This window comes from Roseibium sp. TrichSKD4, from assembly GCF_000148725.1.
Taxonomy (GTDB): Bacteria; Pseudomonadota; Alphaproteobacteria; order Rhizobiales; family Stappiaceae; genus Roseibium.
This window is the reverse complement of record NZ_GL476320.1, coordinates 529,637-555,298: the sequence shown is the minus strand read 5'-3', so window position 1 is coordinate 555,298 and position 25,662 is coordinate 529,637. Positions and strand designations below refer to the sequence as shown.

The following is a 25,662-nucleotide window of genomic DNA, read 5'->3' as shown; positions in this document are numbered from 1 at the left end:
TGTCAGGAGACTGGATTGCGTACGCGCGACTTAGACCGACCCACGCCAGAGTTTCGCTGGGCTGAAGGACTGCCAACTCAGAAAAAGCGTTTTCTGCGGCTCGTCCATCGCCTTGTGACAAGGCAGTGGTTCCTGCCTGTTTCAGGCTTTCTGCTGAGGCAGCTCCGGGCCGTATGGTGTCCTTGAGTTTGACTTCAAAGGTTTTGGCTGCTTGCAGCTGGCTGGCAGTCAGGAAGGTCAGTTCCTTGCTGCGCTCGGCCTCAGCAGTTTCGCGCGGCGCACTTACTTCCAGAACACGGCCTGCCACCGCGCCTGCGAAGCTCTGCAAATGCCCGGTGTCTGATTTCAGAAAACACCAACCGGCTGATGTGTTGAATGTAAAGGCACGGCATTGATTGTCCTGAAGGCAAACCGCTTTGCAGGCCTCCAGGTCGACATCTTTGACGGTTCGGTAATCTGCCCCGAAATAATCCGCATCTTCGATGGTGACAATGCGCCGCTCCGCAGCATCGGCGGTTGCAACGCCGCCAATCAAGGCCACGGCTGCAAGATAGCCCGCCAGATTCAAATGATTGATGGAAAAATGCTTTTTGAAACGAAAACCGATCACGACCTGTTCCTCCCAGCGTCGTTCAACAACTCATGCTTGTTGATCCCATCATGAGATCGTGTCGAACGGATGGCAACAGGGCGGACGCAACGTTTTCTCTAAACCGAGTTATTCGATGTGCCCGAGAATCTCGTCAATCAGGAGAGACATTTCCTCGGCGGCCTTGGACGATGGGGCCTGCTCCATCACTGTGATCCCCTGCCCCATGGAGGCAGCAAAGCCTGTGCGATTGCCCAAGCGACTGGTCAGCGCTTGATAGCCGGAGGACCGAATGGCCTCTTCCATTTCATGTGTCAGGGATGCTCGGGACGGAACACGGTTCAAAACGAGTAAGGCGGGTGTTTTTTCTCGTGCAGCCAGCTCAATCGTCTGCTCTGTCGCCCACACATCAACCGGTGTGGGCTGGATCGGAACAAACACATAATCCGCCACCTCAATCGCCGGCCGCGCGTCCGTATCAGTTTTCGGCGGCGTGTCGATCACCACGAAACCGTGTGATTTGGCTAAGGAACGAGCTTCCCGGCGCGCACCCCACCCCGAAGCTGTGCGAAAGGACAGGCCGGTGGCATCTTCGCCCAGCGTTTCTTCCCGCGCCTCAAACCAAGTACCGAGCGAGCCTTGCGGATCAACATCCAGAATAGCGACAGGTTCCCCGCTTTTGCGAGCCAGCGCAACAGCCAGGTGTGCGCTCAAGGTTGTTTTGCCTGACCCGCCTTTTTGCTGTGCAACAGTCAATATCCGGCCCGACATGCGAATCCCTTCCTCAAAGGTTGATGAAGAGAATATTGCACTGCAACAATTTACTTAGCAAGTCCACCTTGGACCAAGCCAATATCCGATGAGATAATATTGGCTAGCGCTCGCCCAAAGCGTAGTAGATGTTCCATGCAGGCCGACCGGTGACAGGCATGCCGTATTTGGATTCCGCCTTTTTGATGCCAGCTCGGGTGGCAGGTCCAACCTTCCCATCGGCTTCTCCAACATCGAACCCGTTCCGGTTCAAAAGATGCTGCAGTTCCAGCCGCTGCGCACGAGATAGACCAGGATTGTTCGTCGGCCATGGTGTCTTGAACGGTTCATTGCCAACAATCAATTCAGATAACAAGGCTATCGCCAAGCCGTAAGACGTCGAGGCATTGTAGCTGCGCAGCGCATTGAAATTTCGGGTTACAAGAAAAGCAGGCCCACTTGCCCCTGCTGGACCGATGAGAGCGGCCTCCGTTTTACCGGACATACGCTTTCCGGACATATCCGCAAAACCACGCTTGCCCCATGTGCTAAGTGACGCTCTTCTTTTAAGTCCAGAAGGCCCCGAATAGCCTTTTGGCACCTTGACCTCGTAGCCCCAAGGCCGCGAATTGCGCCATCCGGCATCCTTGAGAAAATTGGCGGTTGACGCGAGTGCATCCGGCACTGAATTCACCAGATCCTTGCGACCGTCCCGGTCATGATCCACGGCAAGTTTCGTGTAGGTCGTCGGCATGAATTGGGTTTGACCAAAAGCTCCCGCCCAGGAGCCGCGAAAATCACGCGCTGGCACGTCTCCACGGGACGCAATCTGAAGGGTCTTGATCAGTTCACCCCGGAAATACTTCGACCGCCGCCCACCTGCACACACAAGATTTGCCAGCGCGTGGGGGGTGTAAAAATCGCCTCGAAACTGACCAAAGTCACTTTCAATACCCCATACAGCCACGACGACATTGCCCGACACACCATAGCGCTTTTCAATGGAAGAGAGCGTCGAGCGATGCTGTTTCAGCCGCGCCTTGCCATCTTCAATCCGTTTTGGGTCGACCAGAAAGGCCATGTAGTCCCAGATCGGGGTTTTGTATTCGGGTTGGCTTTTGGAAAACCGAACGACTTTCTTGTCGTAAGTCGCCTTTGCAAGCATGTTTTCCGCAACTGACGGCTTTACGCCCGATGCTATTGCCTGCTTCTTCAAGGATGCAACGCAGTTTTCAATCGCGCTCGCAGGCTGAGAAAGAGCTGTGAGGCCGAACGCAAGCGGCAGTGCGAGCGTGAAGCGAGACAATTGGCGTGGCGCGAAATTCGGCATACTGCCCCCTAAGATTCAGAAACCTGAATTCCTTCCCCATGGTGAGGTGAATTGCGGCAAAAAAACGCCGCTGTGGAGGTTTCCCCGCAGCGGCGCTTAGATTTCTCACAATCACGGTCAAAACTCAGGAAAATTGCCTCTATTTGCCTTGAATCAGTTTGCGGCGCAGCCAACCGGATGCCTGATCCATGGCGATGACGACAACAATCGTCAGGATGATAATGTAACTGGTGTTTTCCCAGTCGCGAGACGTTTTCATCGTCTCAACCAACATGAGGCCAATGCCGCCAGCGCCCAATGCTCCGATGACTGTTGCCGAGCGTGTGTTGGACTCCAGATAGTAGAGCACCTGAGACACGAAAACCGGCAAGATTTGCGGGATGACGCCATAACGGTAGCGCTGCAACTGGGTGGCCCCGGTGGCACGCACGCCCTCTACCTGCTTGTTGTCGATGTTCTCCAGTGCCTCGGAGAACAGTTTGCCCAAGGAACCGGTATCGGTGAAAGCGATTGCCAGGGCTCCTGTGAGCGGCCCAAGGCCGAAAGCGCGAATGAAAATCAGCGACCAGATCAGCATGTCGATCCCACGCAGGAAATCAAACAGACGCCGTGTCGAGAACCGCAAGATCATGGATGGTGTGAAGTTGCGGGCTGCCAAAAACGCCAGCGGCAAACCAAAGGCTGCTGCCGTCAAGGTTCCCAATACGGCCATCATGATGGTTTCAAGAAGTGCGATAAACACTGCGCCATGCTGCCAGTCAGGATTTTCCCAAAACTCGTGCAGGATCAGGCTGGCATTGGATTGGTCCGGATCGATGCGGACATCGCTGAAGACCGCAGCAACAACCTCACCGAAAGACATGCCGTAAACAGGTGATCCAAACGGGAACCAGAAGTTCTCCCAGCCACCAAAGTAGTTGTGCACTTCGATTTTGGTGCGGGTGACCTGCACACGGCGGTCTAGCGTTGGGCGGGCGTCAAACTTCTTCGGATTATCAGACACCCAGTCCGGGACGTCTCCGGGTGGCAACTCGGTTGTGACGCCAGAGTTGGTGGCTGTCACTTTGATCACACCATAGTCCGGAACAGTGAACTGCATCACCTTGCCGGCAATGTCGACGATGTAGCCCTCACCGAGATCAATGACAGAGTTGGTTCCGTCTACCGTTACCCATTCAGGTAAATCCTCATCGCCATAGGTTGCCCGGCGCTCGCCCTCAATCGCGACTTCCAGAATGTCCCGGCGCAGCAACTTGGTGACATGTACCTTGTAGGCAACTGAGTCCGTTGCAAGGATCAAGGCCCGGTCAGGTTGGGCGCGTGACAACAGGTCAGGCACACCAAAGGCAAACCACGTGTAGGTCAAATAGGCAAGGATCAACAGCGGAACCGCAATTGTCCATCTGGCGCGCTTTCTGACGGCTGCCAGAACGTCCGCGCGGTCAATTACGGGCTCGTTGAAAGTATCAATGCTCATCTCGGCCTCCTCAGTGCGCACGGCCAGATCCTACCAGCTTACCCCTAAGGTAAGACGAGGCCTGATCAATCAGCATGATGGTGACAAACAAGAGAACGAAGATGGCCGCCGTTTCATCGCCAGCCCCCTGCCCCCAACCAATGGTCCGCCGGAGTTCCTGACCAATCCCACCAGCGCCAACAAAGCCCAGAATAGCAGAAGCGCGCACGTTGATTTCAAGGCGAAGCAGGAAATAGCTGAGATAATTCGGCGCAACCTGTGGCATGACCGCATAGCGAATGCGCTGCATCCAGCTGGCCCCGCAGGCTGACAGCCCCTCAATCGGCTTGCGATCAATATTCTCGTTTACTTCAGAGAACAGCTTTCCAAGCGCGCCCGCGGTGTGAAAGGCAACGGCGATCATCGCAGGAACAGGGCTAGAGCCCAGAACAAAAATCAAAAACAAAGCGATAATGAGCTCGGGAAACGCGCGCATGATATCCATCACCCGGCGCACAACCGGAATACCCGGCCCCCAACTGTCTACATTGCGAGATGACGCCATCGCCAAAACTACGGCCATAGCTCCGCCCAAAAGCGTTGCAACACCCGCGATATTGAGCGTTTCGAGCATGGCTGGAAGATAAGTCAGAATCAGGCCAAAGAACGCTGGCCCCGCCTCCCAGGCCTCTATGACAATTTCGCTCGGGTAGTCGAAGAATTTTGAAAGCCCGTCCAGAAAATTCCCGGAGTTCATTGTGTTGGATTTCGAATAGCCGGAGACAAGAACCGCGATCACCAGCAACACTCCAATCAGGGAGTAAAGCTGACGCCGCTTGCGGAGCGACATGATTTCCTGCTCAAGGGCGGCAACACCGGCCATTGGATTTTCCTTCGGGGCAAATTTAGGAACTGAAACGTCAAGACAGAAAACGCGGGTCAGACGTCCGACCCGCGTTCAAACCAAACAAAAGAGCTTAGTTTTTGTTCTTGGCTTTACGAGCTTCGATGATGTTCACGTAAGCATCGTGTGTGATCGGCATGAAGCCCTTGGTCTCACCAGCTGCAATGTTGTATGCGCAGTCTGGATCGATAGAGTTCATGGACGCAATCAGACCCGTCATCTTGATTTTAACGTCTTCCGGCAGCTTCTTGGACAGAACGATCGGGCCTTCCGGGATGACCGGGGATTGCCAGATTTGTGTCATCTCGGTCATGTCAACCAGACCTGCATCAGAAGCCTTGCGCAGGGCGCCGGAGTTATATCCGTCTTCCCACTCACCAAGACCGTCCGCCCAGGTAACACCAGCATCGATGTCGCCATTTGCGACCGCAACGATGGTTTGCTCGTGGCCACCAGTGAACTTCACTTCGCCAAAGTATTCGCCCGGCTTCATGGAGTAGCCCTGCTGCGGGATGGCGATGGACGGGATCAGGTAACCGGATGTGGAGTTCGGGTCACCAAAGCCGAAAACCTTGCCCTTCATGTCGTCCAGAGAGTTGATCTCGCTGTCTGTGCGGGCAAAACCGATAGAATAGTAGCCGTAACCACCATCAACATTGACCTTGACGAGTACCGGATCAACGGCTTCTGGGTCAGTCAGGTAAACTTTGGCGTAGCTAGACGCGCCCAGCCATGCCAGATCAAGGTTGCCACCGAGAAGACCTTCAATAACGCCGTTATAGTCAGCCGGAGCGAAGAGTTTGACGTCTACGCCAAGAAGGTCAGCTGTTTTTTCTTCAAGACAAGTGTAGGCGCGCAGACGGTCTGACGCGTTTTCACCGCCAAGGATACCAATGCGGAATTCGTTGATCTTCTGATCATCTGCTGCTGCAGATGTGGCGTTCAAGGCGAGCATGCTGACTGCGGCGAGCGCAGCAAGTTTGGAGACGCGTTTCATTTGGGAGACTCCCCGTAAGTAATTGGAAACAATGACTATGTCGCTCACGCAGATCAAACTGCGACGGCGACCGCCGGGGTCACTGTCCCGGCGGAATGGGTGGTTCTGGAGGTGTCGGTTTCGATGGCTGTCGAAGTGGCCGCTTCATTAAAGCTCTCGTCGGCGCCGTAGATGTCTCTGGCGACGTCTGTTGTCAGGGCTTCAGGCACACCATCAAACACGATATCCCCATCACGCATGCCAATGACGCGGTCGCAATAGGCCCGTGCGGTGTCTAGAGTATGCAGATTGCACAGCACGACCTTGTTGTCGCGCTCGTGGATTTCGCGCAGCGAGTCCATAACGATCTTGGCGTTCATCGGATCCAGCGACGCGATAGGCTCATCGGCCAAAATCATCTGCGGGTCCTGCATGAGCGCGCGGGCAATGGCCACGCGCTGTTGCTGCCCGCCGGACAATTCTTCAGCCCGCTTGCTGGCTTCTTGCGCAATGCCGAGGCGGTCCAGAGCATTCAGCGCCGTCGTTACGTCGTCTGCGCTGAACACATTGAAAAGGCTCTTGAACGCACCGTGACCGTTTAGGCGTCCCAGCATGACGTTGGTTACAACATCCAAACGCGGGACCAAGTTGAATTGCTGGAAAACCATGGCGCAATCCCGCTGCCAGCGCCGCATCTGTGCGCCCTTCAGCGCGAGAATGTTCATGTTGTTGAACAGGATCTGACCTGATGTGGCTGGCGTCAGACGGTTGATCATACGCAAAAGCGTCGATTTACCCGCCCCGGAGCGTCCGATCACACCAATCATCTGCGGCTTGTCGATCGTGAAGCTGACTTTGTTCACCGCTGTGCGAGCGCCAAAGGTCTTTGTAACGTTATCGAACTGAATCAAGGGATGGCCCTGTCCGTTGTTTTGCTTATCCAGCGAAGACAAGAGCCATGGTTGTGTTACATATAAATGACAGGTTTTCGTCTGTTCTGTGAAATTTCGCCTGTCTTGTTTTGATCATTATTTGAAGTATAGGAGGGAAATACGATATTCATTTTGTCGACTAAACTTATTAAACACCTCTTTAACTTCAATAAGCGCCTCAAAAACACCAGACACCCCAGATTTGCGAACTCTGTAGTCCGCCCTGAACAACGTCTAAGCCATTGATGTTGCGCGTGGCCGAAGCAATACGCAAATATTCGATTTGACCGGTTTGGGGATGGGGTTTGTGATCCAGAGCAGCAAAATGATCAGTGCATTGAGGATCAGACGCAGGTTATGACCGGCTGCGGCCAGCAGGGCGTTGATGGCATCGCCATTTTTGCCATTGAGGAAGTTCCGGTCAAGTCGTCCATCTGTTTTCATGTGGCCGATGGTGGCCTCGATCGCTGATCGTCGTTTCAGCTCACGCTTCATCTGTGCCGTCAGCCCGCGCTTCTGGCCGGAGATCATGACCTTGGCGTCGCCCTCATAATCATGCCCCCGATAGCCACGGTCCACATAGACACGCTCAGCTTTGGTGCCGCAGACTTTCTCAGCCTGACTGATGGTGTCATTCAAGGTGTGCCCATCATAGGGATTGCCCTCAAAAGCCCTCGCCGCAAGAACCAATCCTTCCCGATTGGTCGTGGCAATGCCAACCTTGGCCCCGAACTCGTAAGGTGTTCGCGCCTTGCCCTTGGCAATACAGGCCACTTCCGGCGCATGCATGGAATAAATCTTGTTTTTGTCCTTGGGGGTCTGGGCCAGAAGCCGCTCCACCAGTCCCAGCAGACGGGAGAACCGGTGCTCAAGACCTTCGTTGCCTGCGATCTTGCGGGAGATGTCGCGATAGACCCGGCCCAGATAGGTCTTCAGCTTTTTGAGTTCCCGGCGCATCCGCTTGAACTGTTTGGCATGGGCATAACGGCCCGCCATCAAGGCCGCCTTTTTGGCAACTCTGGTATGGCTGCGACGCAAGATGATGCCGGCCCTCTTGGCCTGGCGCACCAGAAGCTGCAAGGCCTTGTGATAAAGACGGCTATCGGTGGGATGGGCAATGGCTTTGGGTTGAACGGTCGTATCAACCAAGACCCGCTCAAGGCTGCTCTTCTTGATCGTCCCGCTCTCAATCGCAACACCTACCGTAGCAGAAAGAAGCTTTTCCATTCCCTCAGGACCAATCCGTTTGCGCCAGCGGGTCATGGTTGAGGGATCAATGGGGAATTGGTGCTGGAAAAACTCAAAACCGCAGAAAGACTGCCAGTAGGGGTTTTCAACCCAACGCTCAACCGTCTCTTCATCGGAAAGATCGTACATGTGCTTGAGAAAGTGCAGCCCGGCCATCAGACGCGTTGGTTTGGCCGGTCGTCCCAAGGGGCGATAATGCCTGCCGAACTCCGCATCAAATTCATCCCAAGGCATCAGACCAGACAGCCGCACCAACGAATGGTTCATATCGATGATTGCGGCCAGGCGTTCCTTGAACAGATCGCCACACCGTTTGTTGCGTTTTGAAGGTCTCATGAGAATATGCCAGAAAATGCGTGCTTCGGATCAACTAACCGGCATATTCACACATCCAAAACCCAATGGGTATCCATACTCTTCAATCAGTTAAGGGGTTTTTCAGCGCGAACTCTGTATTTTAAACACCAGTCCGTAGACTGTCATGAAGCTGTAACACTGCTCGCTGCAATTACGCCCAGTTATGCGAAATCGCCCTGTTTTTCCGGAAAGTCCGTGATGTCATCTCCCGCTGAGAAACCTTCCCTATCGTCTGATCCGTCCATCCATCCGGACGCTCTTGTTCTGGATTGCGAGCTTGGCTATTGGACTGAAGTTGGCGCCTTTACCGAAATGCGGCAGTCGTCAATGGATGACTATTCCTACATCGTTCAGGGCGGCGACGTGGTATGGACCACAATTGGAAAATTCTGCTCCATTGCCCGAAACGTGCGGATGAACCCCGGCAATCACCCCACATGGCGCGCCTCGCAACACCATTTCACCTATCGAGCAGCCGCCTATGACCTTGGAGACGATGACAAGGATTTTTTTGAGTGGCGCAAAAAGGACTGGGTGACATTAGGACATGATGTTTGGGTCGGTCACGGTGTGACAATCCTTGCAGGCGTTACGGTTGGAACAGGTTCGATCCTTGCTGCCGGGGCTGTCGTCTCAAAAGACGTTGCGCCGTATACAATTGTCGGCGGTGTTGCTGCCAAGGAAATCAAGCGACGCTTCACCGAAGCCCAGGCAATTGCGCTTCAGGAGATGGCCTGGTGGGACTGGGATCACGAGACCCTGAAAAGCCGTCTACCGGATTTCCGGTCGCTGAGCATTGACGCGTTCATCGAGAAGTACCGATAGCGCTGAGCGCAGATGATCATTTCATCACCTGACTAAAGCACCACAACCAACTGATCTAATTTGTCTTTTGAGTTTTACAAAATTTTCTCTTTCAATTTCTGGAAAATTCACTACCTTCTAGTTGGTTGTTTTTTGAACTGAAGGAGAACATTATGAGAGTGTACGATGTTGAAGGCTTTCCAAATCCGGCACGAGTTCGAATTGCCTTGGCTGAAAAAGGAGCGGTTGATGATGTCCAGTTCGTTTCTGTTGATGTGATGAACGGAGAGCATCGGTCAGCCGAATACGTCTCCAAAAACCCGGATGCATCCGTCCCGCTTCTTGAGCTTGACGATGGCACGTACCTATCCCAGTGCACAGCCATTACCGAGTATATTGACGGCACCTATTCAGGGGCCAGCTTATGTGGTCAATCGCCCAAGGAAAGAGCTATCATTCATATGATGAACAGGCGCGCAGAAAATGGCCTGTTGGACGCTGTTGGAGACTATTTTCACCACGCCACTCCGGGCCTCGGACCTACACTGGAAACCAATCAGGTTGCAGATTGGGGCAAATTGCGGAAGAGCAAAGCGATAGAGACCATGCGGTATCTTGATGACACCCTGAAGAGCCGTACTTACGTCGCGGGAGATACCTTCTCCATGGCCGATATCACGGTTTTTGCCGGTCTGGCTTTTGCGGATTTTGCAAAAATCGAAATTCCCGCGGAACTTACACATCTGTCGGCTTGGCGCAAAAAGGTTGCAGCTCGCCCAAGCATCAACGCGTAATCCTATCAGGATGGAGACTTACCATGGAAATTCGCTCAGACTTTTCCCAAAAGGAGCTGGTTCACTCCGAACAAGAACCTTGGCATGCCTCCCCCATGAAGGGCGTTGAGCGCCGGATGCTGGATCGCATTGGCGAGGAAGTTGCCAGAGCCACGACCATTGTGCGCTATGCTCCCGGAAGCCACTTTTCAGCGCATACGCACACCGGCGGTGAGGAATTCATTGTTCTGGAGGGTGTTTTTCAGGATGAACACGGTGACTTCCCAGCTGGCACCTATGTCCGTAACCCGCCAACCACCAGCCATACACCACGGTCCGATGATGGTTGTGTGATCTTTGTGAAACTTTGGCAGTTCGACATGGATGATCGCACCCAATTTCGCAAAGACATGGAAGCGGAGCTTAGCAACTTTGAAAATGGCGTCGCTAAAGCCGAGCTTCACAAGGATGACCGTGAAATTGTCACCTTTTACGGCCTGAACAAGGATGCGGAACTGGAGATCACTGCAGAGGGCGGACTCGAAGCGCTGGTTCTCTCAGGCTCGGTAAACGCCGGTCCCGACAATCTGGAAAAAGGCAGCTGGATTCGGATTCCCGTTGGAGAGCACCTGAGCGCAAAAGCAACATCTGACGGCACTCGTATTTGGGTCAAAACCGGCCATCTGCCCTTTGCTGAAGCTCCAGATGTGTGATTGTCAGAACTCTCCACAATTGGTGCTCTGCACGAATTGACCTTTTGTCTCATCTGACATCAAGTTACAGGAATGGGATTGGCTAGTTTCTCAAACTGAAATTCAGCCGATTCCATTCGTAACCACTGCCCAGATGCGATCCGAATGACGAAAAAAGACACTAAAACCAAATTGATGGACGTTGCCGAGCACCTTGTTCGCCACAAGGGAGCCGACGGTTTCAGCTATTCGGATTTGAGCAATGTGGTTGGCATTCGCAAGGCCAGTATTCATCACCATTTCCCAGCGAAAGCAGATCTGCTCACTGCCATTATGCAACGCTATGACCAACGCGTGATGGACACACTGGAGGGCTACACCGCAAACGGCTCCAGCACCGCACAACAGCTGCGCGATTTTGTGTCCTTTTACCGCGATGCTCTGCAGGGTGGAGATACGCTTTGCATGTGTGTGGCCTATACGGTCACGAAGAGTGAATTGGCTGAAGGCACTCAACAAGCCATTGGGCATTTCAGGAAACGGGTACTGTCCTGGCTGCAACAGCGCTTTGAAGAAGCCCTGAAAACTGGCAGCATTAAAAACCTTGAAGACCCCGCGTTGGAGGCTGCCAGTACGCTGGCGCTTGTCGAAGGTGCTCAAATCTCTGCTCGGTTAAACGAAAACCCGGAAAGCTTTGATTTAGCTGTACAAATGTTCCTCGCCCGCCTTTCAGATACCTAGATTGCATGATAACCTACAACCATTCGGGCACCCCTTTTACTAATGAGAAACTGACCGGGCTTTTGTCCTTTATCCAAGAAGCGGAACGGTTGAAGGATCAAACGCGATCCGGCTCAACACGCGGTGGCAGGCGTGAGAGCGTTGCAGACCATTCCTTGCGTTTGGCGTTGCTTGCCACGGTGGTCACCCAAGGTGACACCTCCATTGACCAACTGAAACTTTTAAAGCTTTGCCTTGTCCATGACCTCGGTGAAGCCTTGCGCGGCGATATCCCGGCCATCGCGCAGGAAGCGAGCGACGACCGAGACGCACGCGAAAGGCAGGACCTTGAAACCTTATGCGCGCCGCTGCCTGTGGAGCTGAGAAACGAAATTCTCGATCTCTGGCAGGAATATAGTGATGGTTCAACGCCGGAAGCTGTTGTAGCGAAGGGGCTCGACAAGATCGAAACCATGCTCCAGCACAATTTGACGCCCGAAAACCCGGACATCGATTTCGCGTTCAATCTTGGCTATGGAACCAGTCAGACAAGCCGCCATCCTGTGCTTGCGCAAATTCGCGAACAGGTCGACCGAGTTACCGCAAAAATCGCGGACACCCAAAAAGCCAAGTCTAACTCTTGCTGATTTTGGGGGTCTGACCTTAGGTTTGGCTCATAGGCAAGAACGGGTGAACAGTCACCGTTTGGTTTGATATTTCTATCGCCTCACCCGGACGGACTTCTTCCCAACACCCAAGCACTTCGTCGTAAGGCTCTGACACGACACTGACGCCTTCTTCAAACTGCCGGTAAAACAAGCTTGGGGCCAGATGATCCGAGGCATAACGCGCTGCAAAGATTTGCCGACCATTTGACCAGCACGCAGCAAAGCGCATTGCTGGCACACCACCCTTTTCTTCAGCGACCTTCTGCAATTTCAAAACAGTTCGGGACATGGCGCCAATCGGATCGTCGTCCAGTCCCTCGCCAAGCGCGATCAAGAACAGTGCCTCGCTGTCTGTCGTGCCTTGTCTCTCATGATAAAGCTCGTCCGGGATCAGACCGTCCAATAGCTTGCGAATGCGATCATAGTCGCCGATTTGCCCATTGTGCATGAATGACCAGCGACCGACCGAAAAAGGGTGGCAATTGTCGCGTGTTGTTGCCGTGCCCGTCGACGCTCGCACATGGGCCAGGAACAATGGCGAGGACACATGCCCCGCCAACTGCAACAAATTGGCATCAGACCAGGCTGGACGGATATCCTTGTAAACACACGGTGTTTCACGTTCACCGTACCAGGCTAATCCAAATCCATCAGCGTTGATGGAGGTCTTGCATTCCTGCGCGTTTTTGCTCTGATCGACGAGGGAGTGAACCGGGTCGTAAATCAGGGTTTCGAGGTATTTCGGCTCACCGTGCCAAGCGGCCCAACGGCACATTAAGCTGCCTCCACAACAGGACGGAACCGCGCGGTCGTATGATCGCACTCATACCAATCGCACATTGGATAGGGATCGGTCGCCAGTTCATCCACTGCATGAATGATCCGGTCCGCTTTTTCACCGCTATGCAAGACACTCAGGTTCAATCTGGTCCATCCGGGTTTGAGGGTCTCTTTTCCTGACAAGATCTCGGCACGCAATTTTTCCGATTCCGCTTCATTCATTCCAAGCAAGCGGTGCGCATAGGGCCCAGCACAGGCGCAACCACCGCGTGCCTGAACACCATAAAGATCCGATAGCATGCGAGTGACAAGCTGTTGGTGGAGGTATCCCCCCTTTTTCATATCCCGCACCCGGAACGAAAAGATCGGCAATGGCATGTCCGCATCTTCATTGCCCATGATTTCTATCGCAGGGTTTTTCGCCCAGACAGACATAGCACGCGCTCTCAAAGCCTTGTGACGCTCATGCATTCCAGCTTTCATAAGAGCTTCACGCACCAAAAACACAAGCGCAGCACGGATATCACCGACGACATTCGGTGTGCCCGCCTCTTCACGCGTTGCGATATTGTCGCTGTAATCATGCGCCCACGGAGACACAAAGCGGACAGTCCCGCCGCCTGGAAACACCGGCTGCGCGCGCATCACGACTTCTTTGCGCAAAACGATGACCCCCGTTGCAGCCGGCCCACCGATGAATTTATGCGGCGAATAGACAAGAGCATCCTTTTGGGTGTCCTTCGCTAAGTCCATAGAAATCGGCAAATAGGATCCGCTGCCTGCGCAGTCCCACAAGCTGCGTGCGCCGTGCCTGTTCAAAATTCGGGTCACTGCATCCACATCAGTGACAATGCCTGTGACATTGGACATTTGGGAAAACGCGCCAATTTTCAACCGAGACTGTCCGGCACTTGCAAGCACGTTTTCCAGTTCATCAAGGTCGGGCCCACCAGTAGGAGCCTCCGCAATTTCAACCACTTCCGCTCCGCTTTCGCGCCATGGCAAGATGTTGGAGTGATGCTCGTAGGGCCCGATTACGACCCAAGGCCTTTCAGCGCCACCGCTTGCGTCCGACGCGCCCAGAAGATGCACCAACCGGTTGATCCCGGACGTTGCACCTGAGCCTGCAAAGGCCACAACAGTGTCGTCATCCGCACCAACAATGCGAGCAATCTCTCTGCGGGCTTGCTCGCGCATCCGGGTCATTGTCCCACCAACATGGGACGCCTCGGTGTGACTGTTGGCGTAAAACGGCAAAACCCGTTCCATGACGAAATCTTCGATTTGGCGCAGCGCCCTGCCCGACGCCACATAATCGGCATAGATCAGTTCCTTGGGGCCAAAAGGCGTTTCAAACTCAATGCCGTCCCCAATGAGACCAGCGCGCAGCCATTCCACCAGGTCATCTCGTTTTAGACTGGCTTTGAAATCATCAAGCGCTGTACCGGCCATATGTGTCATTTGATCTACCCCTCATCTAGTGGGGAGAATTTATGATAGGCTTCACGTTGAATTCCTCACCTATTTTGATCGAACTTTTACTAATGTTGTGTCATATGAACGATTATGATGAAGGAACTAGATCAAATTGACCGTCGCCTCCTGAATGCACTTCAGGAAGATTCGCGCCTGTCGCAGCGCGACCTGGCTGACAAAATCGGGCTTTCCCAAAATGCCTGCTGGCGCCGCCTCAAGGCGCTGGATGAAAGAAGGCTGATCAAAAACCACACCGTGCGTCTGGACTCGGCAGAAGTGGGATTACCGCTCACCGTCTTCATGATGGTCCGCACCCGTCACCATTCAAAAGAATGGCTTGAGCAATTTCGAAAGGAAATTCTGGCGATCGCGAATATCATCGACTTTTACCGGATCGCGGGTGACTACGACTACATGCTGAAAGTCGCCGTAAAGGACATGAACGCCTTTGACCGGGTCTATCAACGGATTATCGAGAAGGTCGATCTGGACACGGTCACATCCTACATGACCATGGAAGCTATCGCTGACGCGCGGCCTCTGCCAGTCTAAGAGGCAGTCTCCATTGCGCCTAAGTGGCAGGCTGAACCTCCGGCTTGGAGGATAGAGATGTCGTGGAAGCTTTCGATGGACGATTGATTATTCGGTCCGTCACAGCAGCAGAGAGCCAGATGGCTGTGAGCGTGATCCAGGCGGTCACAGCAAAAATGGAAGCACCTGTAACACCAGCACCAACGGCGCAGCCACCGGCCAACATGCCACCAAAGCCCATCAGTGCGGCCCCCGTCAGATATCGCGCCATTGAGCGACCACCTTCAAAGCCTTGAAGCGCAAGTTCTCGTGTCAGCAGCGCTGCCAAAAACGATCCCAGAAATACGCCGGGCACCAAACCGATATCAAAATCAAATACGGACCCGGGTGGAGAGTGAGCGTTCGGTATTCCCGCTCTGACGGGGAGCGCGGTGGGGTGATAATGTCCATTTTCGTTAATGGACATTGTGAGGCACATTTTGGGTACGAAGAAGGGCAGCAAGAAGCGGTTTTGGTCGGATGACGAGAAGCGGTCGATCTGTTTGCAGGCCAGAGTGCCGGGGGTTTCGGTTGCGCAGGTTGCGCGCCGCTCTGCGATGAATGCGAACCTGATCCACAACTGGCTGCGTGATGAGCGGTTTGCGCCAGAAGACAGCGATTGCGTCCTTGATGGAGCGGCGTTTCTACCAGTGGAGATAGAGGGCCCGCAGGCCGCACCAGGCCACCAGATCGCGGCGCTTGCCTCGGATATGCCGTTGTCGGCTCAGCGGGTTGATATCACGCTGTCGGACGGGCGGCGGGTATTGGTGGAAGGGACGACGGCGCTGCCGACGGTGCTGGCTTTGGTTGAAGGTCTAATGCCGTGATCCCCGTGCCGTCCAACGCGCGGGTTTGGCTGGCTGCCGGGGTGACGGACATGCGGCGCGGGTTCAACACTTTGGCGGCTCAGGCGGAGAAGGTTCTGGAGCTTGATCCCTATTCTGGACATCTGTTTGTGTTCCGGGGACGGCGCGGTGATCTGCTGAAGATCATCTGGTGGGATCGACAGGGCGCATGCCTGTTCAGCAAGCGCCTTGAGAAGGGCCGGTTTGTTTGGCCTGCTGCGAAGGACGGTAAGGTCAGCGTGACGCCCGCGCAATTGTCGATGTTGCTTGAAGGCATAGACTGGCGGATGCCGCAAAAAACATGGCGGCCCCTGAGCGTCGGATAGGCCAATATATTGGCGTTTGCGCGCCTCTCGGGATTCAACTTACGCCCTTGATCTGATCGGATATTTCCCAAGTAACTGTGTGTTGCGACGAGGTTGACCGTTTTCACGGACGTTTGCAACTCTGACGGCAGCGTTGTCGGGGCGATTATCGATTTTGACGGTTACGTAAGCGCGGTTTTTGAGCTTTTCGTGGACTTTATCCCGTTTGGGCTGCGACAAGACACAGCTGTGGAGCCGCATTTGTGTTGGTTTCGTTGTTTGGAGCGTCATGCAGGCCTCGGCGGGGGCTTGAGGGCGCGGATTGCGGCGAGGATTCGTCCGAAGACGTAGCCTGATACAGCCACCTCTGCCAGTTGGAACGTGATTTTGCGCGCATGGCGTACGACCTTTGCCCCGATTTTGATGAGGCGGCTCTGGATACTTGTCAGCGACCAGTCGGCGACCTCTTCCGGGAGGTCTAGCCCTTGCAGGAAGACACCAAGGTTATACGCCAATGCGTGAAGCTGAAGCCGGACCTCATTGTCACAGAACCGCTTGCAGGACAGGCGGGTCCAAGTGATGGCGTTCTTGCCTTCTTTGATGTGCTGTTCGGCTGTGCCGCGCTGATTGTAGAAGCGGATGATCCATTCCGGCTCCATCGGCAAGTTGGTGACGACAAAACCCACGCGAGGGAATAGATCACCGGGATACCATTCGATCTTGGCAACCACCTGACGGGGCTTGCTCCATGAAGCAGCCTGATACTCAAAAACCTCATAGAAGCGCTTGATCTTTGTCTTTGAGGGACGTCCCACGGGGCGGGTCAGCTGATGGCTGATCTTCTCTTCCAGCACAGCGTTCTTTTTGAGGCGGATGGCGTAGCGGTACCCTTCAGCCTCTAAAGTCTCGTAAAGTTCCGGAATGGCAAAGGCGGCATCAGCGCGAAAGAAGCGCATGATGTCGCGCTCTGCATAGCGCGCAATGACGGGTATCAGAAGAGCCTTCCAGTCATCCGCGCTGTGGACGCTGCCATTGCGCAGGGCACAGCGTTCCAAGTGGCCAAACTGATTGAAGATGAACAATGGGTGATAGCAGTTGCAGCCGAAATGCCCGTTCCATGCGGTTCCCTCCTGAGCGCCATGGGTGGGGCTGACAGAGCTATCCATGTCCAAGGTGATGTAGTTCAGTCCTTGGCGACCATGCACCGCATCAATCCATTGACCGGGCATATCGGCCAAGGCTTCCCTGTTGGCGGCAGTCGCGAGCACCTCAGTCTCAAAGCGGCCCATCTGGGAGGAGGATGCCGCCTGAGTGTCAACGGCACGGCCCCCGATAATCTGGCGCATTACCGGGTCACGCGACAGACGCACGGCATCATTCACATCTTCATAGCCCGCAAGGCGACCAAATATCGATTGGCGCAGCAGGCCCATCAAGGTGTGAACGCCATTCTTACCTTTGCGGGTATCCCGAAGGAACCGAACCGCTTTGCCGAAAAGGCCAAGGGCGTCATCAAGCTCCCGGTAAAGCAGAAGACCGCCATCAGAACTGATCTTTGAACCGTGGAATTCCAACCGCACCCGAGGGTCAAAATCCAGCCGAAAATCGCTCTCAGAACCCGCACCCGTTGGGTGTGCCATTTTTCAGCCCTCCGTCATCAAGTAACACGCTGTAATATAAAGAGAAAAATAGGATAGAAGAAGCTAAATCAGCTGACTACTTGGGAAATCCGGGCTGATATAAGATCGAAGATGCTGAAGGACCTTGATATCACCCCGGAGGACCCCGCCGAATTGAGGGCGGTGAACCGCCTTCTGGCCGACGAGGTCAAGGCTCTGAGCCTCAAGGTCGAGCAGCTTCAACACCAGTTGCACGGGGCCAATCGGCATCGGTTCGGCTCCAAGTCTGAGGGTCTGGATCAGCTCAATCTCGATCTGCTCGAGGACGCCGAGATTGTTGAGGCCGCTGAAGACCAGGCAAAACAGCCCGCCCCGTCGCAGGAGGGAGTTGATCCAAAGCCGAAGCGCAAACACAGCCGCAAGCCCTTGCCGGATCATCTGGATCGGGAAGACGAGGAGCTCTCTCCCGGTGATGAATGCGGTCGTTGTGGTGGCAACTTGCGCACCCTGGGTGAGGATGTCACCGAAGAGTTGGAATACGTGCCGGGACGCTTCAAGGTGAAGCGGATCATCCGGCCCCGCAAAGCCTGTTCATGGTGCGAGGCGATTGTGCAAGCGCCGCTGCCATCGCGCCCCATTGAGCGTGGGCGGCCCGGACCGGGATTGTTGGCCCATGTTCTGGTAAGCAAATATGCCGATCATTTACCCCTCTATCGCCTGAGCCAGATCTTTGCCCGTGAAGGCGTCGATCTGGACCGCTCGACCATGGCCGACTGGGTTGGTCGCTCGACGGCCCTGCTGGAACCTCTTGCCGATGCCATCGGACGGATGGTGCGGCAAGGACCTGCGCTTTTTGCCGACGATACGCCCATCAAAATGCTGGCCCCCGGCAACAAGAAGACCAAAACGGCGCGGGTCTGGACCTATGTGCGGGATGAGCGTGCCTGGTCTGGCCAATCGCCACCCTGTGCATGGTATCAGTTCACGGTGGATCGCAAAGGAGAGCATCCCGTTGCTCATTTGTCGGGATACAAGGGCTGGGTCCATGCGGATGGATATTCCGGGTTCAACGGTGTGTTCGGTGACGACAAAGCCGATGAGATGGCCTGCATGGCGCATGTACGACGCAAGTTCGTGGATGTCTTCTCCTCGCAGGGCAGCGCCATTGCCGAAGAAGTCATCCGCCGGATTGCTGAGCTTTACGCTATCGAGAAAGAGATCAGGGGCATGCCCCCCGAAGACCGCGCTACCATCCGGCAGGCTAGGGCAAAACCGATCTTTGACGCCTTGGAAGAATGGTTGCAGACGCAATTGCCCAAAATCTCGGGAAAGTCACCACTCGCGCAGGCCATCCGCTATGCCTTGGGCCGAATGCCGAAAGCACGCCCATACCTTGAGCTCGGCCATCTGGAATTGGATAACAACACCGCCGAGCGCGCCGTTAAACCCGTCGCCATCGGACGCAAAAATTGGATGTTCTCAGGCTCCCAAGGCGGCGGCAAAGCCATGGCTATCGCTTATACCCTGATCGAAACGGCCAAGCTCAACGGTGTTGACCCTCAGGCCTGGCTGACCTGGGTCCTCGGTCAAGTCGCCGACCACAAAATCACACGCCTCGACGAACTTCTGCCCTGGCGTTACGCTGCTCAGGCAGCGTAACAGGCCGCATCGGTGTCGCGCCAGAGCGCCTTCGCCGGACGGTCACGGTGGAGACAGAAAGAGCATGAGTGTATCAGCCGATGGGCCAGTGAAGGTCACGCCTTCGACCTACACAGGATCAAAAGCTTGCGACGCCATGGATGATGTGAAGCTCCACGCAAGGGGAATGGCGAGACCTGCCCCACACGCTGCCACAGCCTGCCAGAACGGGGTCTTGGCGCGCAAAACGAAGAACACTCCTGTAGCAAACCAAACAAGCGCAAACCCAATGGTGAAGGAGGAGGATAATGAGAGGTGGGCCGCCAAGTCATTGCCACCTATATCTGCTGTCGTCCACCATCCCGCGACCCATTCGCGTCCCGGCTTCAAAATCCCCCGCAAACTGGCCTGAGCCACCACTGCAAACACCAAACCGGACAGTAGCGCCCTCAAGTTTCCAGTTGCGGACAACACAAGCAACCGACTTGCGCATCCGCGCGCCAGAACCATCCCTGCCCCCGAACATCAGCCCGCCGATGGCAGCACCTGACAGGCTTTGTGGGAATGCAAGCTGGCGCGCTTCGTGCACCTGCGCAAAACCGGTTGCGACGAGAACCTGCGTGGCCAGCACGGCAGATGAGAACGCGAGCAACCAGATCGACAGCCGTATTCCAAAGACCCCATGCGCGAAATCCAGCGCGGCTGCCCGCAAACAGAACCGGCTCTGCTGGGCACACGCGCCAAACACAATCCCGACAAGCAATCCACCGGCAGCCAGAATTTGGGGCTCGGAATAATGTTCAAGGAAATATGTGAGGTCCATTGTTCAATCTCAGTTATGATTGCGCACCGCGCCTGACGCTGCGGCTCTTGCGCATTCATCCCGCTTGAACTCCGGTTTCGCATTGACGTCCCTCAAGGAAGCATGGATAAATTCAAATAATTGAATATGTGGAGGAGAGCAGCGTGTCAGATATCAATTCCTATCGGCTTGACCGACGAAACTTCCTGAAAGGTGTTGCTGGAACAACAGCCGTAGCGGCAGCTGGCACTGGCCTGCTTTCCGGCACACCGTCACTCGCCTCTTCTCCGACCTTGACGCTCGGAGATGCGGAGATTTCCGTATTCAGTGACGGCACGCTGAGCATGCCCATGAATTTCATCCTGCCTGACCGGAGCGAGGAAGAGATCAAAGAGCTTTTGTCACCGCACGTACTGAGCACTGAAACCTTGACGCCAGACTGTAACGTCACACTCATGCGCCGCGGTGATCGCCTCGTCCTGTTTGACGTTGGTTCCGGCGCAAACTTCATGTCCTCCGCCGGTCAACTTCTCGCTAATCTGGAAGACGCTGGTATTGATCCGGGTGACGTGACAGATGTGATTTTCACGCATGCTCATCCAGATCACCTTTGGGGCGTTCTGGATGACTTTGACGACCCGCTGTTCTACGAAGCCCAATACTGGGTGCCACAGGGTGAATGGGATTTCTGGATGGATGCCAACACGCTGGAGAACATGCCAGATGAACGGAAATCATTCGTGGTTGGAGCTCAAAGCCGCTTTGAGGCCATTGCCGATCAAGTTGAAATGGTCCCACCGGGCACGGAAGTAGTTCCGGGCGTTGAGGCGGTGGACACTGCAGGCCATACGCCCGGCCATATGTCCTATGTCATTCATGGCGGCAGTGAGAGTGCCATGGTAATTGGCGATGCGATCAGCAACGCTATCATTTCGTTTGAAAAGCCCGGTTGGAACTCCGGTTCAGATCACGATACCGCCCAAGGCATTCAAACCCGCAAGGTCCTTCTGGACCGCCTTGCCGCCGACAAGACACGCTTGATTGGCTACCACCTGCCCCATCCGGGACACGGCTATGCTGAGCGCAATGGTGATGCTTATAAATTCGTCGCTGGTTGAGTAGCGAGACCGCGCCTGTGAGGCGGCGGTTTATTCCGCCGCTGACGTGCTCCCACTGTTTAGCTGGAAAGCTGCAAGAATTGACCCCTCGAGAAGCCAAGAAAGCCCCATTCGTGCCCCAAGCCCGATGGAGAGCAACACGATTGGTGCCGAAATTGCGAGGGTTGAAAAGCCTGAGATGCCCTGCCCGATTGTGCAGCCCATCGCCACAACACCACCGATACCCATCAGCGTGCCACCAAGAATGTGCCGCCCCAGTTCCCGCGCATCATCGCAAGCTTCCCAGCGAATATCCTTTTTCAACACGGCTGCGGTGACAGCGCCGAAAAGCACACCCACAATCAAGCCGACGCCGTAGTCGGGCAAGACGCCCGTGTACGTGATCAATTGCAAGATCGTATCGCCCACCGGTACCACAAAGGAGCCAGCCTCGATCTGTACGGGGTCTAGTGCTGACTTTGATGCCCAAGTCGTTGCCACCCAACCAAATGAGATGGCCAGACCAATTGCAACGCCGGTACCGATATGCGTCCACTCTGATCGATAGGTCCGTGATCGAAAAATCCAGATAAAACCAGCTGCGCAGACCGCCAGAGCGACGAGCCACGTTATGTCCGCGCCCACCATATAGGACGCAAGGCTGCCCATTGATTGCCCGCCGACGGAACTCAGATCAAGCGCCATATCGTCCACCAGAGGAACCCGAACAACGCCCAGAATACCGCGCTGTGTTGCGAGAGCAGCAAGACCAATGACGGTCAGCACAACCAGTGCTCTCAAGCTACCGCCTCCAAGGCGAATGACCGCGCCAAACCCACAGGTTCCAACAAGCGCCATGCCAAAACCAAACATGACACCGCCTGCAATTGCACCTGTCAGGGGAAACGACGAAGAGAGGTAAAAGGAAGAAGCTGTATCGGCCAACCCCAAATGCACCAGCACCTGTGTTGTCAACAGCGCGGTCATGGCCGCCAAGACCCAAGTCCGCAGGCCTGTGCTGTCACCTGCGTACCAGTGTCTCTCCAAGGCTGAAAGGGTGCAAAAATGGTTTCGGCGCGCGAGAAACCCGATCACGGCCCCTGCCGCAATTCCTGCGAACGGCAAAACATATAGAGGGTCCAGCCAATCCATATCAGCGCCCTGTCGCCTCCTCTATTCACTTGTCTGGCATCCTCACGCCCGACAGTGGAAATATTCCGTAGCGGAGACTAGCAAGATGATATGCCCCCGGCAAACATTTGCCGTGGTGCAGTGCAGCTTAGACGATTGGATAAGAGGCTGTTTTTACGCTTATTCTGCGGCCAGAGGCATATCTTCGGCAGGCTGCCTAACTTCCCGGCAAAACAACTCGTAGAGCGTGGAGATGATCGAACTGACTTCCTTGTTTTCAAGGCTGTAGTAGATCATCCGGCCTTCACGGCGAGACTTGACCAGTCCTTCTAGACGCAAGCGCGCCAATTGCTGAGAGACAGCGGCCTGCGGCATGGACAGCACATCTTCAAGCTCGGAAACCGACTTCTCGCCTTCGGACAGCAGACACAGGATCAGCAGGCGCACCTCATGAGAAAGCGCCTTTAACAGATCACTTGCCTTGCGAGCCTGTTCGACAAGTGCGTCAAACTCTGCGGGCTCGATATCCTTGTTCAGGACGGGGAAGTTCATACGATTTGCCGGTGTGTCCATATCGTTTGTTCCGAAGGCGATAACTATAACACTTTCGATTAATATAATGCTAGGTGGCCGGATCAGTTCGTTACCCGTCAAAGGTTATGAGGTGAGCCAGCCGCATCGAATACCTAGTTGGACGGAAGCTTTGCCAGCATCTGCTGCAGCATCGGCCAGAAGAAATGCTCTCCTGGATATCCGCGCAGACGGTCAACTTCCTTTCCGTTTTCGACCAGAATGAAGGTAGGCGTCATGCGCTCCGGTCGAACATCGGCCAAATTATCCGGCCAAGGGTCTGTGATATCCACCCTGCGCAAAGGGGCAACCTGCCCCTCGTTGGTTTTCGGGTAGGCCTGACCGATTTCCTCATCCCAGCGCTCGCACCAGTGGCATCCCGGCTGCTCCAGAATCAGCAACTCAGCTGCGCCAGCACCAAAACTTGAGCAGAGTAGAAAAACCAGTCCGTAAATCCAGTTTCGCATCATCGTCGCCATTTGAAATTTCAAGCCTCTACGGCCCGGAACAATTCTTGGATTGCAATATATATTAGTTTTTGAATATTTTGAACTCATACAATTGTGTGTGGTGCGTGAGGAGTGGCACAAAATGCTGGATGTTTCCATCTGGGCGGCGTTTCTGGCGGGGCTTTTGTCTTTCGTCTCGCCTTGTGTATTGCCAATTGTCCCACCTTATCTCTGCTATCTTGCCGGTGTCAGTGTTGAAGAGCTCAAGGGAGAAGCGGCAACAGCTGAGACCAGTCGGCGGGTGCTTTACTCGTCCATCGCCTTTGTGTTCGGCTTTGCAGTTGTCTTCGTGGCGCTTGGCGCAACAGCAAGCGTCGTGGGCAAGTCGATTGCCCAGCACTTCGATACGCTCTCAATCATTGCCGGCATCATCATCATCATCATGGGCCTTCATTTCCTCGGCGTTTTTCGCATTGGTCTTCTGTATCGGGAAGCGCGTGTTCAGGTGGATAGTAAGCCTGCCGGGCTCGTTGGAGCCTTTGTGATGGGCCTTGCATTTGCATTCGGATGGACGCCGTGCGTTGGACCTGTTCTGGCTGCGGTTCTCTTTGTCGCTGGCTCATCCGAGACCATCTGGAATGGTGCCGGGCTGCTGTTCGTTTATGCCATGGGCCTTGGAATTCCATTCATCCTTGCCGGCGCTTTCGCGGGTCGATTTCTCAAATGGGCGGGCAACTTCCGCAAGCACATGGGCACCGTTGAGAAGATCATGGGCGGCTTTCTGGTGCTCACCGGCATCTTGTTCGTGACAGGTCAAATGTCAGCAATTGCCTATTGGCTGCTCGATACATTTCCGATCTTCAGTCAGGTCGGCTGAGGACTTTTGTGGAGACCCGATCATCAGTCCAAACGACTGCAGATCTTTGAGGAGGGTTGATTGATGTGGAAGACACTTGCTGGATTGATGTTCGCATTTGCTGTGGTGGCCAGCCCGTTGTCCGCCGCGACCATGGGCGAAGATGGACTGCACAAGCAGGACTGGTTCACAATCACATTCAAGGATATCGCTGAAGATATTGAAACTGCGAAAGAAGATGGAAAGCGACTAGCTCTGGTCTTTGAACAGCGGGGCTGCATCTACTGCGCCAAGATGCATGAGAAAGTCCTCTCCGATCCCGAAGTCGCCGACTACATCAAAGAGAACTTCATTGTCGTTCAATACAACATGTTTGGCGACGAGGAAGTCATTGACCTTGATGGCTCGGAACTTTCCGAAAAATCGGCGGCTCGTAAATGGGGTTTTGTCTTCACGCCAACTGTCGTGTTTCTGCCGGAAGACGTTCCGGAGGACAAGACCGTTGCCGAAGCGGCCGTTGCAACTATGCCCGGATCCTTCGGAAAATGGACCTTCTTGAACATGTTCAAATGGGTCAATGAAAAGGGCTATGAGAGCGACGAGCACTTCCAGAAGTACCATGCTCGCATCATCAACCAATTGCGGGAAGAAGGTCGACTGTCGGGTGAATAAGTCCGATTGGCAGAAATAGGGCGTTGTTTAACCTGCGTTCGCATCGGCCAAACGAAGGGCCTCGACAACACATTCAAAATTTCATATCTTTCTAAATGAGGAGAGTGCCGAGACTCAATAATCGGCATTGGAACGGAGACAATTATCCGTTTTGAGGAGGAAAACCGACACAATGACAAAGAGCCTGATTTATTCGCTCGCCGTCGCAACAATGACGTTTGGGCTCACCGCTCAGGCAGGAACTGTAGCGCCGGACACAGTCGAGATCGTCGACATGGAAGTGAAAGCTTCGCTAACTGGCGCGGCTGGTGACCCTGGCGCCGGACGCGAGACCTTTGCGGACAGAAAGAAAGGTAACTGTCTGGCGTGCCATGCAAATGCTGATCTTTCTGAACAGCTGTTTCATGGTGAAGTCGGCCCTGAACTAAACGGCGCGGCAGACCGGTGGTCGGCAGAACAGTTGCGCGCCATTGTGATAAATAGCAAGGAAGTATTCGGTGATCAGACGATCATGCCAGGGTTCTACACCACAGACCTCGGCGTTCGCGTAACCGACAAGTTTCAGGGCAAGACCATTCTTTCCGCTCAAGAGGTGGAAGACGTCGTGGCCTACTTGCTCACACTGAAAGAAAACTAAGGCTCACAAGGAGTAA

At 54.6% G+C, this 25,662-nt stretch carries 29 protein-coding genes and 1 pseudogene; 13 read left to right on the top strand and 17 right to left on the bottom strand.

The features are described from left to right. From TRICHSKD4_RS31375 to TRICHSKD4_RS23395, 8 genes are all read right to left on the bottom strand, one after another. Positions 1 to 610, bottom strand: a 610-nt coding sequence (locus tag TRICHSKD4_RS31375) for a PAN/Apple domain-containing protein (protein ID WP_040617369.1), incomplete at its 3' end; no start/stop codon positions are given. A gap of 108 nt (positions 611 to 718) precedes the next feature. After that, positions 719 to 1,360, bottom strand: a complete 642-nt coding sequence (gene parA / locus TRICHSKD4_RS23425) for a ParA family partition ATPase (protein ID WP_009469476.1) — start codon at positions 1,358 to 1,360, stop codon at positions 719 to 721. 103 nt (positions 1,361 to 1,463) lie between these two features. After that, a complete protein-coding gene (locus TRICHSKD4_RS23420; protein ID WP_009469475.1) occupies positions 1,464 to 2,669 on the bottom strand; it encodes a lytic murein transglycosylase in 1,206 nt (401 codons plus the stop codon). A gap of 139 nt (positions 2,670 to 2,808) precedes the next feature. Then, a complete protein-coding gene (phnE, locus tag TRICHSKD4_RS23415) occupies positions 2,809 to 4,146 on the bottom strand; it encodes a phosphonate ABC transporter, permease protein PhnE (protein WP_009469474.1) in 1,338 nt (445 codons plus the stop codon). 10 nt (positions 4,147 to 4,156) lie between these two features. Further along, complete coding sequence (phnE, locus tag TRICHSKD4_RS23410) at positions 4,157 to 5,008, bottom strand: phosphonate ABC transporter, permease protein PhnE (RefSeq protein ID WP_009469473.1); 852 nt, start codon at positions 5,006 to 5,008, stop codon at positions 4,157 to 4,159. Between the two features lie 94 nt (positions 5,009 to 5,102). Then, positions 5,103 to 6,026: a phosphonate ABC transporter substrate-binding protein gene (gene phnD, locus TRICHSKD4_RS23405; RefSeq protein WP_009469472.1), complete on the bottom strand. Its 924-nt coding sequence runs from the start codon at positions 6,024 to 6,026 to the stop codon at positions 5,103 to 5,105. Positions 6,027 to 6,079: 53 nt separating this feature from the next. Then, positions 6,080 to 6,916, bottom strand: a complete 837-nt coding sequence (phnC, locus tag TRICHSKD4_RS23400; protein ID WP_009469471.1) for a phosphonate ABC transporter ATP-binding protein — start codon at positions 6,914 to 6,916, stop codon at positions 6,080 to 6,082. Positions 6,917 to 7,171: 255 nt separating this feature from the next. Continuing rightward, positions 7,172 to 8,521: an IS5 family transposase gene (locus TRICHSKD4_RS23395; protein ID WP_009465529.1), complete on the bottom strand. Its 1,350-nt coding sequence runs from the start codon at positions 8,519 to 8,521 to the stop codon at positions 7,172 to 7,174. A 219-nt stretch (positions 8,522 to 8,740) separates the two neighbouring features. Here TRICHSKD4_RS23395 and TRICHSKD4_RS23390 point away from each other — a divergent pair, with 219 nt between their 5' ends. From TRICHSKD4_RS23390 to TRICHSKD4_RS23370, 5 genes are all read left to right on the top strand, one after another. Continuing rightward, positions 8,741 to 9,367 carry a chloramphenicol acetyltransferase gene (locus TRICHSKD4_RS23390; RefSeq protein ID WP_040617368.1) on the top strand — a complete coding sequence of 209 codons (627 nt, stop codon included), beginning with the start codon at positions 8,741 to 8,743 and terminating at the stop codon, positions 9,365 to 9,367. 152 nt (positions 9,368 to 9,519) lie between these two features. After that, positions 9,520 to 10,140, top strand: coding sequence for a glutathione S-transferase (locus TRICHSKD4_RS23385; protein WP_040617512.1), 621 nt, complete (start codon positions 9,520 to 9,522; stop codon positions 10,138 to 10,140). 23 nt (positions 10,141 to 10,163) lie between these two features. After that, positions 10,164 to 10,832, top strand: a complete 669-nt coding sequence (locus TRICHSKD4_RS23380; protein WP_009469468.1) for a cupin domain-containing protein — start codon at positions 10,164 to 10,166, stop codon at positions 10,830 to 10,832. Positions 10,833 to 10,976: 144 nt separating this feature from the next. Continuing rightward, the gene (locus TRICHSKD4_RS23375; protein ID WP_009469467.1) at positions 10,977 to 11,552 is read left to right on the top strand and encodes a TetR/AcrR family transcriptional regulator; all 576 of its coding nucleotides are present in this window, start codon (positions 10,977 to 10,979) and stop codon (positions 11,550 to 11,552) included. Between the two features lie 5 nt (positions 11,553 to 11,557). Continuing rightward, positions 11,558 to 12,178: an HD family hydrolase gene (locus tag TRICHSKD4_RS23370; protein ID WP_009469466.1), complete on the top strand. Its 621-nt coding sequence runs from the start codon at positions 11,558 to 11,560 to the stop codon at positions 12,176 to 12,178. A gap of 16 nt (positions 12,179 to 12,194) precedes the next feature. On the opposite strand, the gene TRICHSKD4_RS23365 is transcribed toward TRICHSKD4_RS23370, so the two are convergent. After that, positions 12,195 to 12,974 carry a class II glutamine amidotransferase gene (locus tag TRICHSKD4_RS23365; protein ID WP_009469465.1) on the bottom strand — a complete coding sequence of 260 codons (780 nt, stop codon included), beginning with the start codon at positions 12,972 to 12,974 and terminating at the stop codon, positions 12,195 to 12,197. Continuing rightward, positions 12,974 to 14,440 (bottom strand): aminotransferase class V-fold PLP-dependent enzyme, encoded by a 1,467-nt coding sequence (locus tag TRICHSKD4_RS23360; protein WP_009469464.1) that lies wholly within the window; start codon positions 14,438 to 14,440, stop codon positions 12,974 to 12,976. Before TRICHSKD4_RS23360 ends, TRICHSKD4_RS23365 begins: the two co-directional genes overlap by 1 nt. 105 nt (positions 14,441 to 14,545) lie before the next feature. On the opposite strand from TRICHSKD4_RS23360, the gene TRICHSKD4_RS23355 reads away from it, so the two are divergent. After that, positions 14,546 to 15,007, top strand: a complete 462-nt coding sequence (locus TRICHSKD4_RS23355; RefSeq protein ID WP_009469463.1) for an Lrp/AsnC family transcriptional regulator — start codon at positions 14,546 to 14,548, stop codon at positions 15,005 to 15,007. 19 nt (positions 15,008 to 15,026) lie between these two features. On the opposite strand, the pseudogene TRICHSKD4_RS30410 reads toward TRICHSKD4_RS23355, so the two are convergent. Continuing rightward, a pseudogene (locus TRICHSKD4_RS30410) lies at positions 15,027 to 15,380 on the bottom strand (YeeE/YedE thiosulfate transporter family protein); the annotation flags it as partial. A gap of 85 nt (positions 15,381 to 15,465) precedes the next feature. On the opposite strand from TRICHSKD4_RS30410, the gene TRICHSKD4_RS23345 reads away from it, so the two are divergent. Together TRICHSKD4_RS23345 and tnpB are read left to right on the top strand one after the other, a co-directional pair. Beyond that, positions 15,466 to 15,852, top strand: coding sequence for a transposase (locus tag TRICHSKD4_RS23345; RefSeq protein WP_009465943.1), 387 nt, complete (start codon positions 15,466 to 15,468; stop codon positions 15,850 to 15,852). After that, the gene (gene tnpB / locus TRICHSKD4_RS23340) at positions 15,849 to 16,196 is read left to right on the top strand and encodes an IS66 family insertion sequence element accessory protein TnpB (RefSeq protein WP_009465831.1); all 348 of its coding nucleotides are present in this window, start codon (positions 15,849 to 15,851) and stop codon (positions 16,194 to 16,196) included. The genes TRICHSKD4_RS23345 and tnpB overlap by 4 nt, the downstream gene beginning before the upstream one ends. Positions 16,197 to 16,235: 39 nt before the next feature. Here the strand turns inward: tnpB and TRICHSKD4_RS32465 are convergent, their stop codons facing one another. After that, on the bottom strand, positions 16,236 to 16,466 hold the full coding sequence (locus TRICHSKD4_RS32465) for a hypothetical protein (RefSeq protein WP_009469461.1): 231 nt from the start codon (positions 16,464 to 16,466) through the stop codon (positions 16,236 to 16,238). Then, on the bottom strand, positions 16,463 to 17,815 hold the full coding sequence (locus TRICHSKD4_RS23335; protein ID WP_009466009.1) for an IS1380 family transposase: 1,353 nt from the start codon (positions 17,813 to 17,815) through the stop codon (positions 16,463 to 16,465). The genes TRICHSKD4_RS32465 and TRICHSKD4_RS23335 overlap by 4 nt, the downstream gene beginning before the upstream one ends. Before the next feature lie 111 nt (positions 17,816 to 17,926). Here TRICHSKD4_RS23335 and TRICHSKD4_RS23330 point away from each other — a divergent pair, with 111 nt between their 5' ends. Further along, positions 17,927 to 19,453: an IS66 family transposase gene (locus tag TRICHSKD4_RS23330; protein WP_009465942.1), complete on the top strand. Its 1,527-nt coding sequence runs from the start codon at positions 17,927 to 17,929 to the stop codon at positions 19,451 to 19,453. Positions 19,454 to 19,561: 108 nt separating this feature from the next. On the opposite strand, the gene TRICHSKD4_RS32080 is transcribed toward TRICHSKD4_RS23330, so the two are convergent. After that, complete coding sequence (locus TRICHSKD4_RS32080) at positions 19,562 to 19,942, bottom strand: YeeE/YedE thiosulfate transporter family protein (protein ID WP_256377430.1); 381 nt, start codon at positions 19,940 to 19,942, stop codon at positions 19,562 to 19,564. 456 nt (positions 19,943 to 20,398) lie between these two features. Here TRICHSKD4_RS32080 and TRICHSKD4_RS23320 point away from each other — a divergent pair, with 456 nt between their 5' ends. Next, on the top strand, positions 20,399 to 21,352 hold the full coding sequence (locus TRICHSKD4_RS23320; protein ID WP_009469458.1) for an MBL fold metallo-hydrolase: 954 nt from the start codon (positions 20,399 to 20,401) through the stop codon (positions 21,350 to 21,352). Positions 21,353 to 21,382: 30 nt separating this feature from the next. Here TRICHSKD4_RS23320 and TRICHSKD4_RS23315 read toward each other — a convergent pair whose 3' ends face one another. From TRICHSKD4_RS23315 to TRICHSKD4_RS23305, 3 genes are all read right to left on the bottom strand, one after another. Next, a complete protein-coding gene (locus TRICHSKD4_RS23315) occupies positions 21,383 to 22,483 on the bottom strand; it encodes a YeeE/YedE family protein (RefSeq protein ID WP_009469457.1) in 1,101 nt (366 codons plus the stop codon). 159 nt (positions 22,484 to 22,642) lie between these two features. Then, a complete protein-coding gene (locus TRICHSKD4_RS23310) occupies positions 22,643 to 23,035 on the bottom strand; it encodes a helix-turn-helix transcriptional regulator (RefSeq protein ID WP_009469456.1) in 393 nt (130 codons plus the stop codon). A 113-nt stretch (positions 23,036 to 23,148) separates the two neighbouring features. Then, positions 23,149 to 23,511, bottom strand: a complete 363-nt coding sequence (locus TRICHSKD4_RS23305) for a regulatory protein SoxS (protein WP_009469455.1) — start codon at positions 23,509 to 23,511, stop codon at positions 23,149 to 23,151. A 112-nt stretch (positions 23,512 to 23,623) separates the two neighbouring features. Between TRICHSKD4_RS23305 and TRICHSKD4_RS23300 the strand changes: the two genes are divergently transcribed. The 3 genes from TRICHSKD4_RS23300 (at position 23,624) to soxX (ending at position 25,646) form a co-directional block, all read left to right on the top strand. Next, positions 23,624 to 24,358 carry a cytochrome c biogenesis CcdA family protein gene (locus tag TRICHSKD4_RS23300; RefSeq protein ID WP_009469454.1) on the top strand — a complete coding sequence of 245 codons (735 nt, stop codon included), beginning with the start codon at positions 23,624 to 23,626 and terminating at the stop codon, positions 24,356 to 24,358. A gap of 63 nt (positions 24,359 to 24,421) precedes the next feature. After that, the gene (locus TRICHSKD4_RS23295; protein ID WP_009469453.1) at positions 24,422 to 25,009 is read left to right on the top strand and encodes a thioredoxin family protein; all 588 of its coding nucleotides are present in this window, start codon (positions 24,422 to 24,424) and stop codon (positions 25,007 to 25,009) included. A gap of 172 nt (positions 25,010 to 25,181) precedes the next feature. Continuing rightward, complete coding sequence (gene soxX, locus TRICHSKD4_RS23290) at positions 25,182 to 25,646, top strand: sulfur oxidation c-type cytochrome SoxX (protein WP_009469452.1); 465 nt, start codon at positions 25,182 to 25,184, stop codon at positions 25,644 to 25,646. Positions 25,647 to 25,662 lie beyond the last annotated feature (16 nt).

Bases quoted from the DNA above. Each gene is read 5' to 3' on its own strand.
- parA (WP_009469476.1), bottom strand. From the start codon at position 1,360: ATGTCGGGCCGGATATTGACTGTTGCACAGCAAAAAGGCGGGTCAGGC.
- TRICHSKD4_RS23420 (WP_009469475.1), bottom strand. From the start codon at position 2,669: ATGCCGAATTTCGCGCCACGCCAATTGTCTCGCTTCACGCTCGCACTG.
- phnE (WP_009469474.1), bottom strand. From the start codon at position 4,146: ATGAGCATTGATACTTTCAACGAGCCCGTAATTGACCGCGCGGACGTT.
- phnE (WP_009469473.1), bottom strand. From the start codon at position 5,008: ATGGCCGGTGTTGCCGCCCTTGAGCAGGAAATCATGTCGCTCCGCAAG.
- phnD (WP_009469472.1), bottom strand. From the start codon at position 6,026: ATGAAACGCGTCTCCAAACTTGCTGCGCTCGCCGCAGTCAGCATGCTC.
- TRICHSKD4_RS23395 (WP_009465529.1), bottom strand. From the start codon at position 8,521: ATGAGACCTTCAAAACGCAACAAACGGTGTGGCGATCTGTTCAAGGAA.
- TRICHSKD4_RS23390 (WP_040617368.1), top strand. From the start codon at position 8,741: ATGTCATCTCCCGCTGAGAAACCTTCCCTATCGTCTGATCCGTCCATC.
- TRICHSKD4_RS23385 (WP_040617512.1), top strand. From the start codon at position 9,520: ATGAGAGTGTACGATGTTGAAGGCTTTCCAAATCCGGCACGAGTTCGA.
- TRICHSKD4_RS23380 (WP_009469468.1), top strand. From the start codon at position 10,164: ATGGAAATTCGCTCAGACTTTTCCCAAAAGGAGCTGGTTCACTCCGAA.
- TRICHSKD4_RS23375 (WP_009469467.1), top strand. From the start codon at position 10,977: ATGACGAAAAAAGACACTAAAACCAAATTGATGGACGTTGCCGAGCAC.
- TRICHSKD4_RS23370 (WP_009469466.1), top strand. From the start codon at position 11,558: ATGATAACCTACAACCATTCGGGCACCCCTTTTACTAATGAGAAACTG.
- TRICHSKD4_RS23365 (WP_009469465.1), bottom strand. From the start codon at position 12,974: ATGTGCCGTTGGGCCGCTTGGCACGGTGAGCCGAAATACCTCGAAACC.
- TRICHSKD4_RS23360 (WP_009469464.1), bottom strand. From the start codon at position 14,440: ATGACACATATGGCCGGTACAGCGCTTGATGATTTCAAAGCCAGTCTA.
- TRICHSKD4_RS23355 (WP_009469463.1), top strand. From the start codon at position 14,546: ATGATGAAGGAACTAGATCAAATTGACCGTCGCCTCCTGAATGCACTT.
- TRICHSKD4_RS32465 (WP_009469461.1), bottom strand. From the start codon at position 16,466: ATGACGCTCCAAACAACGAAACCAACACAAATGCGGCTCCACAGCTGT.
- TRICHSKD4_RS23335 (WP_009466009.1), bottom strand. From the start codon at position 17,815: ATGGCACACCCAACGGGTGCGGGTTCTGAGAGCGATTTTCGGCTGGAT.
- TRICHSKD4_RS23330 (WP_009465942.1), top strand. From the start codon at position 17,927: ATGCTGAAGGACCTTGATATCACCCCGGAGGACCCCGCCGAATTGAGG.
- TRICHSKD4_RS32080 (WP_256377430.1), bottom strand. From the start codon at position 19,942: ATGGTTCTGGCGCGCGGATGCGCAAGTCGGTTGCTTGTGTTGTCCGCA.
- TRICHSKD4_RS23315 (WP_009469457.1), bottom strand. From the start codon at position 22,483: ATGGATTGGCTGGACCCTCTATATGTTTTGCCGTTCGCAGGAATTGCG.
- TRICHSKD4_RS23310 (WP_009469456.1), bottom strand. From the start codon at position 23,035: ATGGACACACCGGCAAATCGTATGAACTTCCCCGTCCTGAACAAGGAT.
- TRICHSKD4_RS23305 (WP_009469455.1), bottom strand. From the start codon at position 23,511: ATGGCGACGATGATGCGAAACTGGATTTACGGACTGGTTTTTCTACTC.
- TRICHSKD4_RS23300 (WP_009469454.1), top strand. From the start codon at position 23,624: ATGCTGGATGTTTCCATCTGGGCGGCGTTTCTGGCGGGGCTTTTGTCT.
- TRICHSKD4_RS23295 (WP_009469453.1), top strand. From the start codon at position 24,422: ATGTGGAAGACACTTGCTGGATTGATGTTCGCATTTGCTGTGGTGGCC.
- soxX (WP_009469452.1), top strand. From the start codon at position 25,182: ATGACAAAGAGCCTGATTTATTCGCTCGCCGTCGCAACAATGACGTTT.